The sequence below is a fragment of the Planomicrobium soli genome (assembly GCF_003014655.1).
In the GTDB taxonomy this organism is placed as follows: Bacteria; Bacillota; Bacilli; order Bacillales_A; family Planococcaceae; genus Planococcus; species Planococcus soli_B.
The window spans coordinates 17,963-35,454 of sequence record NZ_PYAT01000011.1 but is presented as its reverse complement, the minus strand read 5'-3'; the positions used below and the strand labels follow the sequence as shown (position 1 = coordinate 35,454).

At 43.8% G+C, this 17,492-nt stretch carries 14 protein-coding genes; 9 read left to right on the top strand and 5 right to left on the bottom strand.

Annotation, left to right across the window (positions count from 1 at the left end):
* Window positions 1–24: 24 nt before the first annotated feature.
* Window positions 25–2,691 carry a phosphoenolpyruvate synthase gene (locus tag B0H99_RS13600; protein ID WP_106534235.1) on the bottom strand — a complete coding sequence of 889 codons (2,667 nt, stop codon included), beginning with the start codon at window positions 2,689–2,691 and terminating at the stop codon, window positions 25–27.
* 271 nt (window positions 2,692–2,962) lie between these two features.
* Between B0H99_RS13600 and B0H99_RS13595 the strand changes: the two genes are divergently transcribed.
* Window positions 2,963–3,457, top strand: a complete 495-nt coding sequence (locus B0H99_RS13595) for a hypothetical protein (protein WP_106534234.1) — start codon at window positions 2,963–2,965, stop codon at window positions 3,455–3,457.
* A gap of 40 nt (window positions 3,458–3,497) precedes the next feature.
* Here B0H99_RS13595 and B0H99_RS13590 read toward each other — a convergent pair whose 3' ends face one another.
* The 3 genes from B0H99_RS13590 to B0H99_RS13580 form a co-directional block, all read right to left on the bottom strand.
* Complete coding sequence (locus B0H99_RS13590; RefSeq protein ID WP_106534233.1) at window positions 3,498–4,679, bottom strand: iron-containing alcohol dehydrogenase; 1,182 nt, start codon at window positions 4,677–4,679, stop codon at window positions 3,498–3,500.
* Between the two features lie 15 nt (window positions 4,680–4,694).
* On the bottom strand, window positions 4,695–5,543 hold the full coding sequence (ahlS, locus tag B0H99_RS13585) for an AhlS family quorum-quenching N-acyl homoserine lactonase (protein ID WP_106534232.1): 849 nt from the start codon (window positions 5,541–5,543) through the stop codon (window positions 4,695–4,697).
* A gap of 106 nt (window positions 5,544–5,649) precedes the next feature.
* The gene (locus B0H99_RS13580) at window positions 5,650–7,014 is read right to left on the bottom strand and encodes an aspartate kinase (RefSeq protein WP_106534231.1); all 1,365 of its coding nucleotides are present in this window, start codon (window positions 7,012–7,014) and stop codon (window positions 5,650–5,652) included.
* 123 nt (window positions 7,015–7,137) lie between these two features.
* Here B0H99_RS13580 and B0H99_RS13575 point away from each other — a divergent pair, with 123 nt between their 5' ends.
* Genes B0H99_RS13575 through thrB form a run of 3 tightly spaced genes read left to right on the top strand, consistent with a single transcriptional unit; the run spans window position 7,138 to window position 10,390 of the window.
* On the top strand, window positions 7,138–8,430 hold the full coding sequence (locus tag B0H99_RS13575; RefSeq protein WP_106534230.1) for a homoserine dehydrogenase: 1,293 nt from the start codon (window positions 7,138–7,140) through the stop codon (window positions 8,428–8,430).
* Window positions 8,427–9,488, top strand: coding sequence for a threonine synthase (gene thrC / locus B0H99_RS13570; protein ID WP_106534229.1), 1,062 nt, complete (start codon window positions 8,427–8,429; stop codon window positions 9,486–9,488). Before B0H99_RS13575 ends, thrC begins: the two co-directional genes overlap by 4 nt.
* Entirely contained in the window at window positions 9,485–10,390 is a 906-nt protein-coding gene (gene thrB / locus B0H99_RS13565) for a homoserine kinase (protein WP_106534228.1), read from the top strand. Before thrC ends, thrB begins: the two co-directional genes overlap by 4 nt.
* 52 nt (window positions 10,391–10,442) lie before the next feature.
* Here the strand turns inward: thrB and B0H99_RS13560 are convergent, their stop codons facing one another.
* Window positions 10,443–11,867 carry an NAD-dependent succinate-semialdehyde dehydrogenase gene (locus B0H99_RS13560; RefSeq protein WP_106534227.1) on the bottom strand — a complete coding sequence of 475 codons (1,425 nt, stop codon included), beginning with the start codon at window positions 11,865–11,867 and terminating at the stop codon, window positions 10,443–10,445.
* 337 nt (window positions 11,868–12,204) lie between these two features.
* On the opposite strand from B0H99_RS13560, the gene B0H99_RS13555 reads away from it, so the two are divergent.
* From B0H99_RS13555 to B0H99_RS13535, 5 genes are all read left to right on the top strand, one after another.
* Window positions 12,205–13,401, top strand: coding sequence for a hypothetical protein (locus B0H99_RS13555; protein WP_106534226.1), 1,197 nt, complete (start codon window positions 12,205–12,207; stop codon window positions 13,399–13,401).
* Window positions 13,402–13,465: 64 nt separating this feature from the next.
* A complete protein-coding gene (locus B0H99_RS13550) occupies window positions 13,466–14,593 on the top strand; it encodes an amidohydrolase (RefSeq protein ID WP_425440388.1) in 1,128 nt (375 codons plus the stop codon).
* A 10-nt stretch (window positions 14,594–14,603) separates the two neighbouring features.
* Entirely contained in the window at window positions 14,604–15,908 is a 1,305-nt protein-coding gene (locus tag B0H99_RS13545; RefSeq protein WP_106534224.1) for a M20 family metallo-hydrolase, read from the top strand.
* Between the two features lie 166 nt (window positions 15,909–16,074).
* Window positions 16,075–16,377: an RPC34 RNA polymerase subunit family protein gene (locus B0H99_RS13540; RefSeq protein WP_106534223.1), complete on the top strand. Its 303-nt coding sequence runs from the start codon at window positions 16,075–16,077 to the stop codon at window positions 16,375–16,377.
* A gap of 427 nt (window positions 16,378–16,804) precedes the next feature.
* Window positions 16,805–17,485, top strand: a complete 681-nt coding sequence (locus B0H99_RS13535) for a YveK family protein (RefSeq protein WP_106534222.1) — start codon at window positions 16,805–16,807, stop codon at window positions 17,483–17,485.
* The last annotated feature ends 7 nt before the right edge of the window (window positions 17,486–17,492 follow it).

Sequence of the window (17,492 nt, the reverse complement as noted above, 5' to 3'; positions counted from 1 at the left end):
AATGACCTTTTAAAAATACCAGCATTATCTGCTAGTGATGATTTCTACAAAACCATGTGTTCCATCTACCCGAACCCAATCGCCGTCCTTTATAGCTTGAGTTGCGCCATCAATACCTACCACAGCTGGTATCCCATATTCCCGCGCTACAACAGATCCGTGCGTCATCATGCCCCCGACTTCTGTGACCAATCCAACCGCCGATGTGAATAATGGCGTCCATCCCGGATCGGTAAAAGGAGCTACTAAAATATCGCCAGGACCAATATTGGCATCTTCCGGCTGCAGGACGACCCTAGCTCGACCTTCGACAACACCAGCGGATACGCCTGAACCAACTAATGCTCCAGCTGGGCCGCTCAAATTTACCCGCTTGCCGTTTAGCATTTCGCCTTCACTTGTTAAAATGCGGGGAGAATTTAATTTATGAGCCAACTGATGTTTCTTTTCCCGGGCTTCTATCGTGCCTTTTATGAGCATAGCGTTGCTATTTTCCAGCAAGACGATAAACTCTTCCAAATTTAAATAGAAGATATCTTCCGGTTTTTGCAGCACCCCTTTTTCAACTAGAATCTGTGCATCTTCAAGCATGGAACACTTGTAAAGATACATGAGTCGGATTAGAGCGAATTTATGGTGCTCACGCATGCCCATCAAATACCGGTACACTTTCAATAAGCGGGAAACATGCCTTTTTTCAAAAGGACGAAAGTGCGACAAAATGTACCGGGCAGCTTCTTCCGCTTCTATTTGCCCATGATGAAACTTATGGCGGTGCTCACCAGATTTCATGGATTGGATATTGCTGGTGATGGATGGCAAGAGCTGAGCGGGATCTTCAATCCAGCGTGGTTTTGAGATGTCGATTTCCCCCACACAGCGCGAGCCGTATTTTGACAAAAAACGGTCAAGTTCCAATTTGAAGTTATAGCCGCCTGGAACATTTGATAGTTGGTTATAAAAGCTGCGGCTGCCATTAGTTTGCAATAATGCAATCAGTTCTGGATAATTCCTAGCATGGTCAGCCAGGTCACCTAGCTCGATTCCCATTTCAGTAGTCACATTGCCCGGCAAGGATTTATATAGTTTGCTGAGCAGGACTGAGGCTTCTGCTTCTCCAAATTTCTGCTTTAACTTATCTTCAAGCCTGCTGGAAGAAAGCATCCCGCCAATAATATACGGCACTATTTTGGTTAGGATATCTGGAAACATCCGTCGCATGCTGCGCCGGATAAAACGGGCACGCTCAGCACCGGATAGCCTGGAAAGTATATACTCATGTTCTTTGACCTTTTTGTCGATAAACAGACTTGCCTTATTGTTTGCCTTTGCCGGGTCTTTGAATAGAAGATTATTCACGGCTTTTATAAGCACTGGAACAACATGGGGCATGACTCTGATAACAGTGCGGGCCACGGTTCTTTTCGACACGGTTACTCGCTCGAATGCTGTTCGTCCTGTAGCTTCCAATAAAGCGGATGCCATCGCATTATCCATGCCTCCCAATAGCTTTAAAATCCGACTGCGCATAGGAGGGAGGGACAGGGCTTGGCTGAAATCGGCAAAAGCTCTTCCACCTGCTTCACGAAAAACCCGTTCGTTGGAGTTGGCAGGAGTAGGAACTAAAAAGTCAGTCACGTTGCTGAGGAGCGAAATCGCTAAAGGTTTCATCGGGGCGGTCATCATCTGGATATAGCCAAAATTGATATAGACGTGGAAATCTTGATCAGCAACAGATGGCAGGGGATACAGCGATGTAATTGGCCGGCTTTGAAGAATGAAAAATTGATTGTTTGCTAAAGCCCATTCAATATCTTGTTCAGATCCGTAATGGTTTTCAATCTGTTGGCCGATAGCCGCAAGCTCCGTTATTTGAGAATCTGTTAACGCTTGAGCTTCTTGCAACGACGGGAAAAGTGTTTTTGTTATTGTTCCGCCTTCCGGCTGGGAAAAGACAGCCAACTCTTTTTTAGAAATTTGCTTACTGATGATTTGCCCATCACGAACTTTGTACAGATCCGCCGTAACAATTCCTGAGACTAAAGCTTCACCAAGTCCATAGCTGGCATCGATAGCAACAGTATGGCGGTGTCCGGTAATCGGATCTGCTGTAAACAAAATGCCAGATACTTCTGGGGAAATCATCTCTTGCACTACAACGGATAGAAAAACCGAGCGGTGTCCGAATCCGTTTTTCGCACGATAAGAAACAGCACGGTCAGTGAATAGAGAAGCCCAGCAATCCTGAATAGCCTTTATAAGCGCTTCTTGTCCGATAATATTTAAGAACGTATCTTGTTGGCCGGCAAACGAAGCGGAAGGCAAATCTTCAGCAGTTGCACTGGAGCGTACAGCATATGCTTTGTCCTTTCCTTTTGCTTGCCAGGAAGAAACAATAGAATTCCTTACTTCTTCCGGCATGGCGAGGGATGCAAGGTGTTCTCGGATCTGTCGTGCTAGGCTGCTGATTTGCTGTAAGTCATCAAAATGAAGTTTATCGAGCTCTTCATAAAAATGCTCCATCATGGTGCTGGTTTGCAAAAAAGTGCGGTATGCCAGAGTGGAGACACAAAATCCTTGAGGTACTGGAAAACCGGCTTTTACCATTTCTCCTAAGTTTGCTCCTTTACCGCCAACGGAAGAAAGGTGAGTTTTGTCAATCTCATTAAAGTCCAATACATACGGTTTCATGCTGTGCACCTCCGTGTATGACTTATTCATATGTTTTCTTCTACTTGACCTACAGAAAAACCTCTTTATCGGAAGCATTGCTGAACGAATAAAAACTTTTCAATACTAGAGAAAATATGCCTTTTCCAGTTAAAATAATTTCAGTTTAAGCTGAAATACTTTCTGAAACGGTACAAGCAGCAAAGTTCCTAAGGCTCCATTGCAAACGTTACTTCTGTTTGAATGGGCAGTTGTCGGGGAAACCTTCTATATAAAAAGGAGTGATCAAAAAATGGAAAATGCTAGTTTTCACCATTTTGAAGATGATGGTAGAATTCCGAACAACCCTACGTTGCCAGTTATCATCTATACGGGGGCTTTCAACAAAAATCCTGGCGAAATTGAATCGATCTTCAATCGAAACAATTGGACAAACAGCTGGACAGATGGTGTTTTTGATTACCACCATTACCACAGCGTAACGCATGAAGTACTGGGTGTGAAATCGGGTTCTGCTAAAATCCAGCTAGGCGGAGAAGCGGGTCAAACCTTTGATGTGGAAATAGGGGATGTATTGGTGCTGCCTGCTGGGACCGGACATAAAAGACTTTCAGCAAGTAATGACTTTCAGGTGGTAGGTGCGTATCCAAACGGCGCGGAGCCGGATCTCAAAACGGGAGAGCAGGAAGAGCGTCCTGGTGTACTGGAAGCTATTTTAGATGCTCCATTGCCTGAAAAAGATCCAGTTTTTGGAGAAGAAGGGCCGGTCATGAACAATTGGTCATAAGAAGAGCCCTGGATCGCTTTGCGATCCAGGGCTCTTTAAATTAATCGGGTTCTGTAACCACTCCGTTAAAAGCCGATTGGTAAATTTTTCGGATATCGGCTTCATGCAAAGGCAGAGGGCTTCTGGCTAAAATCCGTTTTTGCTTGACGCCATCAGCAGTCAAGCTGTCGAGCGCCGTTTCCGGTATGTTGAATCCTGCTAAGGTCGAAGGAATTCCGACGTCCTGGACAATGCGCTTTAGTTCGTCGACACATTTATAGGAAGCTTCTTCATCTGACATGAAACTGGAATTTCCGCCAAGGGCGTCCAAAATATCTGCCATACGTGTTTCGCAGCTTTTACGAATATAGCTCATGACATAAGGCAAAAGAACGGCGTTTGAATCGCCATGTGCAATGTGGAATTGGCCGCCAAGCGGATAAGCTAGTGCATGGACGCCTGCAACACCTGCGTTAAAAAAAGACAGACCGGCCAAAAAGCTGCCATGGCTCATATCGGTTCGGGCTCTTTTGTCTTCGCCATTTTGAACGGCGGTTCGCAGGGACCGCGCAATCAGGCGAATAGCCTGCAACGCCAATGCGTCAGTAGCAGGGCTTGCATTCACAGAAATATATGCTTCTACAGCATGGGTCAAGGCATCAATGCCGGTAGCTGCAGTAACTTTCGGCGGCACTGAAACAGTCAATTCCGGATCGACTATGGCAACACTCGGCAATAGGAAATCGTGCGTCACAACATCTTTTGTCGTTTCCAAGGAAAGTACAGCGATATTGGTCACTTCAGAACCGGTACCGGAAGTGGTAGGGATTAAAATAAGCGGCAACCCCTTATTTTCAACACTGCGCGATCCTGTCAGATTCAAATAGTCTGCTACCGGCCCTTCATGGGTGGCAAGCACGGCGGCGAGTTTTGCCAGATCTAGCGCGCTGCCTCCGCCTACGCCAATGACCATATCAAAACCATTCTCTCGGGTAAATGCAACTAGATTCTCGCCGGTTTGAAGCGGTGGTTCGGGAACGACATCTGTATATATGGTCGTCTTATAACCTTCGCTTTCCAATGGCTCGGTCACCCGATTTGTCAACCCGATTTTTGCAAGCATCGGATCGGTTACAACCAAAATCTTTTTTGGCGTATATTTGCCGACTTCCGGCAATAGCTGTTCAAGCGCGCCCCATCCGGTATAGCTTAAAGGGGCAAATACCAGCTTAGAGAAACTCATCCATTCCGACCTCCGTTATTCGTAATAGCCTTCTGTCGATTTCCGGAAATTCTTGAATTGATCTGCGTCGTGGCCGAACCAGACTTCGGAATTTGTTTCGTTGGCAATTCGGCGGATTTTTTCCACGGTGGCATTATAGCCGACAGAATCGTATAAAATTCCTGGCGGTTTGACTGGCGGGCCGTAGCTTTCTGCTGTATAGATGGCGTCGGAAGCAAGGATGATGCCGCCGGTTTCCGGCATATTGATCTGAAGTCCGAGCATGCCCCAAGCATGGCCGCTGCCGAAATTCAAAAGTTGGATGCCTTCCGCCAGCTTTAAGCCATCTTCGGTCCGTTTGACTGTCTTCCATTGAAGGTTGTTTTTTATCCAAGCATCAATATCGCCCCATATGTAGGCGCCTTCTTTCTGGTTGCGGGCGTAAGTTTGCAGAGCTCCGTTCAGTTCATCTTCATGAACGATGATCGTCGCATTGGTGAAAAGTTCGAGACATCCTGCGTGGTCTAGGTGAAGGTGTGAAGCTACAACGTATTTGATGTCTTCAGGGCGGACATTCAGTTCTTCTAAACGATGGTGTAAATAGCATTCTTCAGGCATATCAATTGGAAAAAGTGACTGGGTTGCCTTGCCCCACCTGCCGTTTGGACCCATCGATTCCGGATTGCAGGCGGTATCGAACAATATCTTGCCTTCCGGATGATCAATCAAAACTGTATAAACGGGAAAGGTGGCCATTTCACTAGGCGGATTCGGATTTTCTCTGCTAGCCGGATTGTGCATGGAAATCAAATAGTTCTTGTCCATACTCAACGTACCGTTGTCCATCACGTACAACTTCGGATTTGCTTTGATAATTCCTGTCATTTTTTCTCCTCCTTCCAGAATAGCAACATAATACCACAACTTTCTGATAACATATACAAATAGCCTTCTAAAAAAATACCGCTTGAGGATTTCCTCAAGCGGTTCTTTAGTAACTATAAACTGCGGAAAAGAATTCCTTATACAGTTCTTTAAGGATTTTCTTTTCATCTTGTTTCAAAACGCCGAATACCAGGCTGACTTCGGACGATCCCTGGTTGATCATTTCAATATTGGCGCCTGTCCGGGCAATGGCATCCGTAGCTCTTGCGGCTAGTCCAACGGTATTATGCATGCCTTCCCCGACAAGCACCACCATTGAGAAGTCACCGCGTATATGGACATCGTCTGCTTCTAATTCGTGTTTCACACGATCAAGAATTCGCGCTTCTTTTGCGGGCGTCAATTGATGATTGCGTAAAATGACGGAAAGATTATCGATTCCGGACGGTATATGTTCATAGGATATTTCTTCATCTTCCAGAATTTGCAACAGCTTCCGGCCAAAACCGATTTCCCGGTTCATCAAATACTTGCTTACGTAAAGAGTAGAAAACCCGCTGTCGGCGGAAATTCCTGTCACAGGCCGTTTGGAATACTGCCGATCCGCTACAATCATTGTTCCGGGAGCATCCGGATTGTTCGTGTTTTTGATGCATACCGGTATGGATTGTTTAAATGCTGGCATTAAGGCTTCGTCGTGAAAAACGGAAAAGCCGGCATAGGAAAGTTCCCGCATTTCCCGATAGGTCATTTGCTGAATTTCAATGGGATTATCAACAATTTTCGGATTGGCTGCAAAAACGCAATCCACATCTGTGAAATTCTCATACAACTCAGCTTTTATTGCTGCTGCCAAAATCGATCCGGTGATATCTGAGCCGCCGCGCTCAAATGTCCGAAGCACTCCGGATTCAGTAAATCCGAAAAACCCTGGGAAGATGCTGATGCTATCTTTAGCAGCCAAACAAGACAAACGTTCGTAAGATTGCGGCATTACAGATGCTCGTTGTGGAAAATCAGTCAGAACAAGACCGGCTTCTGACGGATTGACATATTCAGCATTCAGGCCAAGTGAATTAAGATAAGAAGCCAGCAACTTGGCAGAGTTGTCTTCTCCTCCCGCTTTTAATTGATCTGTGAATAACACAGGATTCGCCATATCATAGGAGAGCCTGTCTATAAAATCACTTTCAATCGTTTTTAGTATGCCTTGTCCAAGATTCAATTCGCCTGCTATTTGCTTGTATCTTTCCACTACTAAACCAAGCGGTTTCTCAACATCTTCTCCGGAAAGAGCAGCAGAAGAAAGGGAAATCAGCAGGTCAGTAACTTTAATATCAGTGTCGAACCGCTTGCCTGGCGCAGAAACGACAATAATTTTTCTGGACTTGTCTGTTTGAATGATAGCAGCGACTTTTTTAAGTTGCGGGGCGCTTGCGAGAGAAGTTCCGCCAAATTTACTTACTTTCATCTTATCAAATCCCATCTAATGTAATTTCTAAAGGGTTGTTTTAATTGAGAGACAATACTATAATGTCTCTATGCAACGAACAACTGTATTTACACAGTGTACAAATTTTAGGGGGAGTCGTCAATGCGCAATGAAATTTCAATTGGATTATTAGGATTAGGAACGGTCGGCAGTGGAGTGGCTACAATCTTGCAGCAGCATCAAGAAGATTTGCGGCATAAATTAGGGGTCCAAGTTGCCATTAAAAAAGTTCTAATAAAGGATACAACAAAAGAGCGTCTTTCTCCTTTGGATTCCAGTATTTTTACAACTGATATCGAAGAAGTGATAAACGATCCTTCTTTGGACATCATTGTGGAAGTAATGGGGGGCATGAAAGGCGCAAAACAAGCGATTGAAAACGCTTTGCGTGCAGGCAAACAAGTCGTAACGGCCAACAAAGACGTCATGGCTGAACATGGCCATGAGTTATTGAAATTAGCGGATGAGAAAAAATGCGATTTGTTCTATGAAGCTAGTGTGGCAGGAGGCATCCCGATTATCCGGACGTTGGAAGATGGCTTGGCGTCTGACCGGATTGCGGGGTTAATGGGAATCGTCAACGGGACAACAAATTTCATCTTAACCAAAATGAAACAAGAAAATATGAGTTACGAAGAAGCGCTGGTAAAAGCAACTGAACTTGGGTTTGCAGAAGCGGATCCTTCATCCGATGTGGATGGCTGGGATGCGGCCCGAAAAATGGTCATTTTGTCTTCGCTAGCTTTCTCCACAGAAGTACGGTTAGAGGACGTGTTAGTGAGAGGGATGAAAGAGATTCAAGCTGGCGACCTTCAAATTGCAGAAGGATTCGGCTATACGATTAAAATGGTCGGCTCTTCGAATAAAGACGAAGATGGCATTGAAGTGGCTGTTGAACCGATTCTTCTGCCAAATTTGCATCCATTAGCTTCTGTCAATAACGAATTCAATGCCGTATACATACACGGAGAAGCTGTCGGGGAAACAATGCTATATGGACCGGGCGCAGGTTCATTGCCTACTGCAACTTCAGTAGTTTCAGATATTATAGCAGCCTGCCGCAATCTATTGCTTGAAGTGAACGGCAAGCGCCTGCATGCAGCACAGCATGACCTTGTCATCAAGGAAGACAAATCATGTTTCGCCAAATACTTGCATCGACTGCTCGTCAACGACCAAGTCGGCGTGTTGACACAATTGACGGCAATCTACAGCAAGCACGGAGCAAGCCTCCAATCAGTTATGCAACATCCTGCTGAAAATGAGGACCAGGCGGAATTGGTTTTATTGACTCACAGAATTTCACGCGAGCAACACTTAAAGGTCATCAAAGACATTAAGAGCATGGCGAGCGTCATCAGTCATTACAGAATCGAAGGAGAGAGTGCTACATGAATTGGCCAGGACTGATCGAACATTATAAAGAGTGGCTTCCGGTATCGGAAAAAACCCCTGCATTAACGCTTCAAGAAGGCAATACGCCGCTCGTGCATCTAGAGAAACTATCCGAAAAATGGGGAATCAGCCTGCATGTGAAATTGGAAGGTGCTAATCCGACAGGCTCTTTTAAAGACCGCGGCATGGTCATGGCGGTGGCAAAAGCGAAAGAAGAAGGGAAAACTGTATTGGTCTGTGCTTCTACCGGCAATACATCAGCATCTGCAGCAGCTTATGGGGCAAGAGCGGGCATGCGGACCATCGTTGTCATACCGGAAGGGCGCATTGCGCTTGGCAAACTGGCGCAAGCGAAAATGTACGGAGCGGAAATTTTAGCGATTAAAGGCAATTTTGACGAAGCGTTGAAAATGGTCCGTGAAGTGGGGCAGGAAGCAGGCATTGCATTGGTCAACTCGGTCAATCCGTACCGTTTGGAAGGACAGAAAACCATTGCTTTTGAAATCATCGACCAACTTGGGAGCGTGCCGGATGTTCTTGCATTGCCGGTCGGCAATGCCGGGAATATTTCAGCCAATTGGAAAGGCTTTAGTGAATATGCCGCAAAATATAACAGCAAGCGCCCTTCTTTGCTCGGCGTCCAAGCAGCAGGAGCGGCTCCAATCGTCAACAACGCTGTTGTGGAAAACCCTGAAACAGTGGCTACTGCCATTCGGATCGGCAATCCTGCAAGCTGGCAATTGGCTCTGGATGCGTTAGAAGAATCGAACGGTTCGATCTTGGCTGTCACAGACGAAGAAATATTGGAAGCTTATCAAATGCTGGCATCTTACGAAGGCGTCTTTGCAGAGCCGGCATCATGTGCATCAATCGCGGGGCTGAAAAAAAGAGTGGAAGCCGGCTTAGTGGAAAAAGGCTCTACTGTAGTCGCGATACTTACAGGCAATGGCCTGAAAGATCCGGAAACTGCTATTTCGGTCAATGAACATAAAGCACAGCTCGTACCTGAAGATATGGAGCGTTTCTGGCAAACTTTAAAAGAAGGCGTCAAGCTATGAGCTGGAAAGAGTTTTCTGTGACCGTACCGGCTTCAACCGCCAATTTGGGACCAGGCTTTGATTCGATTGGGCTTGCACTCGACTTGCATTTGACGGTAGATGTCCAAAAAGCCGATGAATGGTCCATTGAGTATAAACAACATGACTATCAAGGTCTATCGGACCCCTCCAACAATTTGATTTTGGCAGCGGCAAAAAAAGTGGCCGAAGAATCCGGCCATGAGCTCCCGTCTGCCAAACTGCTTGTCGACACGGACATCCCCCTTGGCCGAGGGCTCGGAAGCAGTGCATCAGCCATTGCTGCTGGCATTGAGATAGCCGACCGGTTACTGGGCCTCAGCTTGTCTATGCAAGAAAAAGTGAAAATCGGCACAAAAATGGAAGGCCATCCTGATAATATATCAGCCTCTTTCCTAGGAGGTTTAACAATCTCTTATTTTGAAGAAGAAGACCTGGAAGTGGTGCATATTCCGGAAGCGGAAATTGGCGTAATCATTCTAGTGCCGCCTGAGCAATTCTTGACTACTGAAGCAAGAAACCTGTTGCCTCTTTCACTGGAGTATCCAGTGGCAGTTCGCGGAAGTGCAGCAAGCAACGTCTTATCAGCGGCACTTGTACAAGGGGACTGGAGTATAGCTGGCAAGATGATGGAAAGGGATGAGTTTCACGAACCTTTCCGCAAAAGCCGATTCGCAGATTTTGATAAGATTCGAAAAGCTTGCAGGGAAAATGGGGCATATGGTTCTTCCATTAGCGGAGCCGGGCCCTCATTGTTTATCGCTGTTCCAAAAGGGCAGGAAAGAGAAATAGGCGATAAATTGAAAAAACAGTTCCTCAATTACGAATGCCTTGTTACGCGCCCATCTTCTTCAGGTATTCAAGTTAATGAAAAAGTAATCTAAAGAAAATAAAGGGGTACAGGAATAAATCTCCTGTACCCCTTTTTCTAATCTCTTATAATTTAATCGAAACGTATTTGGTTTCCAAAAAGGCTTCCAAACCTTCTTGTCCGCCTTCCCGTCCAATGCCGCTTTCTTTCATTCCGCCAAAAGGAGCTTGTGCGGTAGAAGGGGCGCCATCGTTCCAGCCGACAATGCCGTATTCAAGGTTTTCGGAGATATAAGTTCCACGGGATAAGCTATCCGTAAAGAAATAAGCTGCCAAGCCGAATCTTGTGTCATTCGCAAGTTGTACGGCTTCTTCAACTGTGTCATAGGCCATAATTGGCGCCACTGGACCAAATGTTTCTTCATGCATTACAAGCATATCTGGTGTGGCATCGATCAGTACAGTCGGGTTATAGAAGAATGCGCCATTTTCCGCTTTTCCATCTCCACCAACTAAAACTTTCGCGCCTTTCTCCACCGCATCTTTTACATGACGTTCTGATTTTTCATAACCATCTTGGTCGACCAACGGCCCTATTTGAACCCCTTCATCCATGCCATTTCCGACCTTTAGCTTAGCGGCTGCTTCTTGGAGCCGTTTTGAAAATTCTTCTATGATTGTCCGCTGAACATAAATACGGTTTCCGCACACACAAGTTTGGCCGGCGTTACGGAATTTTGACGCCATGACGCCTTCAACCGCCAAATCCATATTGGCGTCATCGCAAACGATGATTGGCGCGTGGCCTCCAAGTTCCAATGATAGATTCAACATAGATTCAGCGCTTTGCTTCATCAATTCTTTGCCGATTTCTGTAGAACCTGTAAAGGTCAACTTCCGGACAGCAGGGTGGCTCGTGAAAACTTTGCCGATTTTACTCGCGCTTCCGGTCACTAAATTGATGACACCTTTTGGAAAACCGGCTTCTTCTGCCAGTTCATACATGCGCACAGCAGTTAGTGGCGTCAGTTTTGCAGGTTTGGCTACAAATGTGCAGCCAGCGGCTAAAGCAGGAGCCATTTTTCTGGCCATCATCGCAGCAGGAAAATTCCACGGTGTGATGGAAACCACTATACCGACCGGCTGTTTTAGGACTTGGATCCGTTTTCCTTCTTTTGTTGCCGGCACAAGCCGTCCGTATGAACGTTTTGCTTCTTCCGCAAACCAGGAAATAAATGAAGCGGAATATTCAATTTCCCCAATCGACTCAGCTAAAGGTTTGCCCATTTCTTTTGTCATGATCTCTGCTACTTCTTGTTTATGCTCCATTAAGAGATCGTGCCACCTCATTAAGAGGGAAGCCCGTTCGTAGACGGTTGTTTTTGACCAGGATGCAAAAGCGGCGGAAGCGGCTTCAACTGCAGCTGTTGCTTCATCCTCGCCGCCATTGGGAACTGTGCCGTATTTTTCCCCGGTTGCAGGATTCATCACATCAATGACACCGTTTCCTGAAGTTGACCATTCTCCATTAATATAGTGTTTGCCTTCCATTTTATAATTCCTCCTTTTGAAAAATTACTATCCTACTCACGTACCTCCTCGCGAGAAAATGTAAACAAAAAAGGTTCGCAAGCTATAAAGATAATCAAATTTTTAAAAATTCTTTTCTTCTTTCGAAATTATTTCGAGTTTAAGGCAGTATGCAATATATAGCTATTGATAACGTTTTCAATAGATGCTGACGAATTCATAATAAAGCATAATTTCTAAATTGTCATTTTATTCTATTCATTATGAAACTTATCTATGATACTATTATTCAATCACTTTATCACAATAAAGAAAGAGTGAAAAAGAAACTAGATAGGGAAAAGAGGAGGAAGAAAGAATGACTCAGATGTTAGCTTTTTCGATTTTGGTCTTAATTTTATTTATTGGGGAAATTGTTTCTATACGGACACGTGCATGGATCCCTTCCATGTTTATAAGCGCAGTTTTGTTCTTGATTGGATATTGGACATTCTTCCCGGCAGATATAGTAGCGTTAGCGGGAGTGCCATCCGGGGTGGCCGTGCTGTTAATTTATTTACTGATTACAAATATGGGGACATTGTTATCGCTCAACGAATTAAAAGCCCAATGGAGAACTATTTTGATTGCATTGGCAGGAATTGCAGGGATTGTAGCAGCTTTATTTAGTATTGGCACACTGCTATTCGACTTTCAAACAGTTGTTGTTGCGATTCCGCCATTGGTCGGTGGTGTAGTATCGGCTTTGATTATGTCGGAAGGCGCACAAGCAGCCGGATTGCCGACTTTGGCTGTCTTTGCAATCGTCATTTATGTAATGCAAGGTTTTGCCGGATATCCACTAACCTCTATTATGCTGAAAAGAGAAGGTAGGAACTTACTGAAGAAATACCGGAATAATGAACTGACAGAGCGGAAATTGGTGGAAGAACAGCCGGCCAGTCCTGAAGAAGAACTGCGGGAGCCGAAAATGTTTGCAAGAATGCCGGAAAAATACAACACTGATTTTTTCAAGTTTACCCGCCTGGCATTTGTTGGTTATTTAGCGTATCTTGTATCTACACTAGCAGCACCTGTTGTTGAAATCAGCCCGTTTGTTCTTTGCCTATTCTTTGGAGTAGTAGGGCGCAGCATCGGATTTTTGGAGCGTCATCCATTGCAAAAAGCGAATGCTTTCGGGTTTGCGATCATGGGGCTTTTGCTATTTATCTTCGATGGTTTAAAAAATGCTACTCCAAGCATGATGCTTGAAATTGTCTACCCGCTTATCGCTTGTATTGTAATTGGTGTTGCGGGCATGTATGTTTTTTCCTTTATCATGGGGAAAATCCTGAAAATAAGCAAAGAGATGGCATTTGCGGTATCGTTAACGGCTTTATATGGCTTTCCGGCTGACTATATTATTACGGTAGAAGTTATCAACGCCTTGACAAAAGATGCAAAAGAGCGTGAAGTGTTGATGAGCCATATGCTGCCGCCAATGCTTGTTGCCGGATTTATCACTGTTACGATCGTATCCGTCGTGCTGGCTGGTATATTTGTAGGATTCTTATAAATAGGGGGTATGTAACTTGATAAACGAAACAATCAAAAAAGCGATTAAAGAAAATAGCGAAGAAATGGTTAACATCCGCCAAAAACTTCATAGTGAACCCGAGCTGTCATGGGAAGAATATAAGACTTCCCAATTTGTATATGATTATTTACAGGAGCTTGGCATCGAAAGCCGCAAAACAGAACCGACCGGTGTAATCGGCGAACTTGTTGGCGGAAAAGCGGGTAAGATCGTGGCGCTTCGAGCAGACATGGATGCTTTGTCAGTAGAAGAGCTTAATGAGGATTTGCCTTATAAATCCGCAGAAAAAGGAAAAATGCATGCGTGCGGCCATGACGCCCATACGGCGATGCTTCTTGCAGCCGCTAAAGCTTTAGTGGAAGTAAAAGAAGAACTTCCAGGCACCGTCCGTTTTATCTTCCAGCCGGCGGAAGAAGTGGCAACGGGTGCAAAAGCAATGGTGGAACAAGGAGCTGTAGAGGGCGCTGACAATGTATTCGGCATTCACATTTGGTCGCAATCACCGACTCATAGCGTTTCTTGCACGCCTGGCCCATCTTTTGCTTCAGCCGATATTTTCAAGGTGAATTTTAAGGGAAGAGGCGGTCATGGAGCAATGCCGCAAGCTTGTATTGATGCAGCTGTCATCGCTTCGTCGTTTGTCATGAATCTGCAGTCTATTGTTTCTCGGACAATTGATCCAGCACAACCGGCAGTAATAACGGTAGGCAAAATGATTGTTGGCACCCGATTTAATGTTATCGCTGAAAATGCTGAAATTGAAGGAACGGTGCGTTGTTTTGATCCGGCGGTTCGGGACCACATTGAAAAGCAGCTCCAGGTTTATGCGGACCATACAGCTTCCATTTACGGTGGAACTGCTGAATTGGAATATATTAGAGGCACACAAGCAGTTATTAACGGTAGTGAAAGTGCGGAACTTGTTCAGCAAGTTGCAATTGAAGCTTTTGGTGAAAACCGATTATATGAGGAGAAACCGACAATGGGCGGAGAAGATTTTTCTTTTTATTTAGATGAAGTTCCTGGAAGCTTTGCTCTTGTAGGAAGTGGCAATCCGGAGAAAGACACTGAGTGGGCGCACCACCACGGCAGATTTAATGTTGATGAGGAAGCGTTGGAAACCGGTGCTGAACTTTATGCACAATATGCTTGGGCTTACTTAACCAAATAGGAGGGAAAACATGGCTTCTGAAGAACTAAATCCGGTTTATGAAGAATTAATGAGAAATTACAACGCTGAGTTGACGCATTCAGGAGTAAACGGGGAACGCTTGGCTAAGCGGCTTCACGAATTGTCGTTCATCGGTTATACGCAAGTAGGCGGTGTAAAGCGTCCTGGCTTATCAGACAAAGAGCAAAAGGCAAAAGAATTGGTGAAATCTTGGATGGCTGAAGCAGGTCTTTCAGTGACGGAAGATGGAGCGGGAAATGTAAAAGGAAGACTTGATGGAAAAGATAGTGCAGGCCGCGCAATCGCTTCTGGTTCCCATGTAGACAGTGTACCTAACGGAGGCAATTTTGACGGGCCTCTCGGTGTGCTTTCCGCTTTAGAAGTGGTTGAAGCTTGGAAAGAAACGGGCTATGTACCACCAAAGCCGTATGAAGTTATCATTTTCACTGATGAGGAAGGCTCTCGGTTTAATAGCGGTTTAAGTGGAAGCCGTGCAATGACGGGCGATATCAGTGAGGAAGAAATGAACCAGTTACGGGATTACAATGGAGAAACGTTAGAACAGGTACTGGAGCGGTACGGCAGTTCTTTAGAGGCTTTTAAGAAAGCGAAACGAGATGTTGCCGAATTGGAACTGTTTGTGGAAGTCCATATTGAACAAGGCAAAAAGTTGGAGCAGGCGGATCAACCGGTAGGAATTGTAAATGGCATTGCGGGGCCGGCATGGCTGGAAGTTGAGTTTACCGGTGAAGCAGGGCATGCTGGCAATACGCCAATGATAGGCAGGAAAGATCCGTTAGTGGCTGCTGCTGCTTTTATTCAAAAAATTCCTGAGTTTCCTAGCCTAGTAAGCGAAACAGCTGTTGCAACTGTTGGAAAGCTTGAAGTATCACCTAATGGCATTAATGTTATTCCGGAAAAGGTAACGCTTCATGTGGATATACGGGATATTTACGAAAGTCCTCGTGATCAGCTTTTAGATAGGATTGTACAAGAAGCAGAATCTATTGCAGCCACCCATCAAATCGAATTACTCGTTAAGCAGAATACAAAAATCCAACCTGTTCCAATTGATGATGAATTACAAGCCCAACTGGCTGACTCGTTAAAAAAATTTGATATTGTGCCGGTATACATACCAAGCGGCGCTGGACATGATGCCATGATTCTTGGTCGGCATATCCCGGTGGCTATGCTCTTTGTCAGAAGCAAAGACGGAATCAGCCATAATCCGAAAGAATGGTCTTCGTTAAATGATTGTATAGCTGGTATTCATGTATTAAAAGATTTTATCGAAAAAAAAATGGAACAATAAACTGGTCCGCTCCTTCTAAAGGAGCGGTTTTTTTGTGCAAAACAAAAGAGAAGAAGAGACGCTTTTAGAATTATTAGATAAATTTACAGATTTATGTATATATAATAAATTCGTGGGTATATATGTAAATATAAGATGTTGAAAAGTAAAAAAATAGGAGGTTTTCATGGTGATATCGGTTAAGAGAAATAGTGATTATGGGACTCTGTCTTTATCGGATACGAAAACCATTGATGTATGGAAAGAATGTTTTTCTTCTGAGTCTGAACGAATAGCTGAATTAGGAGAAAAATTTATGCGATATTTTATGAAAAATGCCACAAAGGAGGGTGTGCTTTTTAAAACTATCAAAGAAATTACAGGGGAATTGAATATGCCGCACCAAACGTTATCTAAAATATTAAAAACACTGGAAGACCAAAAAATAATTTATCGCCGGAATGGAATTATAGGATTATGGAAAGAGTAAAAGAAAGCCTCACTCCCCGAGTGAGGCTTTTTTTTATATATTTTTTTATATTATAGAAACATATGATTTTTAAAAACAAAAAAATATAGAAGAATTTTCGTGTTGCAGTACAAAATACCTAATTAATATTAAGAAAGAAAATTTATATAAAACATCTTCTGATATATCAAGCAATTAAAGCATTTTAGCTTTTTCTAAAAAATTCTGTTAAAAAAGGCGAAATAAGTCAAAAGAACCATACTTGTAATATTTGTAATGAAAGTAAATATATTGGCAGACTATATGCTTATTTAAGATGAAAAAAATTTCTAATTTTTCTGAAAAAGAGTAGATTGAACTAAAAATATATGATATAAAGGTACTACAATTATCTGAATTTTTAGAAATACTAATCAATTATCATTCTGTTTATAAGGAGGCAACCTGCATGAGCGAAGAGGTAACCGTTCTAAATATTTTAAAGAACTTAAGAAAACGGTTAAGTTTAATTGTTTCTATCACTTTCTTTTCAATAGCGACGGTTTGGTTTTTGCTTGAATTTATTGTAACACCTGATTTTGAAGCTACTACTCAAATCTGGGTGGAAGAGATAGTGGGTGAAACGCCTGAGGGGAATATTGCCAGCGATCAGTCCGATTCTATGATTATAGAAGCCTATGGGAAAATATTGAAAAGTGAAGATGTACTTGATGCAACTCTTACGGAACTGAATCTTCAATATTCAGTGCACGAGCTGCATGAAATGATTACTATTACGCATGCGTCGAATCCGCAAGTTATTAATATCACAGTAAGCAACAGCAACAGTAAGGAAGCGGTGGAAATTGCAAACACGCTAACTGGTGTTTTACAAAATGTTTTAATGGACTGGTTTGAAACCGATAATATCACTGTTATTACTCAAGCTTCCGAAGAAACTGTCAATTCTTCATTAGGTGAGAATCTAATTTTTGATTTAGGGCTGGCAGGTGCCTTTGGCTTTATTGTCGGAATTTTAGTAGCTTTTATTACTGAAATGCTGAATATCGCTTTTAAAAATAATGAACGCGGCCGAAGAAGAAAAAAGAAGGCCAACGACGAAGTGAAATTGCAAACAGTGTTTAAATGATTTCTCA

Coding starts and splice junctions, on each gene's coding strand:
- B0H99_RS13600 (WP_106534235.1), bottom strand. CDS start 2,691: ATGAAACCGTATGTATTGGACTTTAATGAGATTGACAAAACTCACCTT.
- B0H99_RS13595 (WP_106534234.1), top strand. CDS start 2,963: ATGGAAAATGCTAGTTTTCACCATTTTGAAGATGATGGTAGAATTCCG.
- B0H99_RS13590 (WP_106534233.1), bottom strand. CDS start 4,679: ATGAGTTTCTCTAAGCTGGTATTTGCCCCTTTAAGCTATACCGGATGG.
- ahlS (WP_106534232.1), bottom strand. CDS start 5,543: ATGACAGGAATTATCAAAGCAAATCCGAAGTTGTACGTGATGGACAAC.
- B0H99_RS13580 (WP_106534231.1), bottom strand. CDS start 7,014: ATGAAAGTAAGTAAATTTGGCGGAACTTCTCTCGCAAGCGCCCCGCAA.
- B0H99_RS13575 (WP_106534230.1), top strand. CDS start 7,138: ATGCGCAATGAAATTTCAATTGGATTATTAGGATTAGGAACGGTCGGC.
- thrC (WP_106534229.1), top strand. CDS start 8,427: ATGAATTGGCCAGGACTGATCGAACATTATAAAGAGTGGCTTCCGGTA.
- thrB (WP_106534228.1), top strand. CDS start 9,485: ATGAGCTGGAAAGAGTTTTCTGTGACCGTACCGGCTTCAACCGCCAAT.
- B0H99_RS13560 (WP_106534227.1), bottom strand. CDS start 11,867: ATGGAAGGCAAACACTATATTAATGGAGAATGGTCAACTTCAGGAAAC.
- B0H99_RS13555 (WP_106534226.1), top strand. CDS start 12,205: ATGACTCAGATGTTAGCTTTTTCGATTTTGGTCTTAATTTTATTTATT.
- B0H99_RS13550 (WP_425440388.1), top strand. CDS start 13,466: ATGGTTAACATCCGCCAAAAACTTCATAGTGAACCCGAGCTGTCATGG.
- B0H99_RS13545 (WP_106534224.1), top strand. CDS start 14,604: ATGGCTTCTGAAGAACTAAATCCGGTTTATGAAGAATTAATGAGAAAT.
- B0H99_RS13540 (WP_106534223.1), top strand. CDS start 16,075: ATGGTGATATCGGTTAAGAGAAATAGTGATTATGGGACTCTGTCTTTA.
- B0H99_RS13535 (WP_106534222.1), top strand. CDS start 16,805: ATGAGCGAAGAGGTAACCGTTCTAAATATTTTAAAGAACTTAAGAAAA.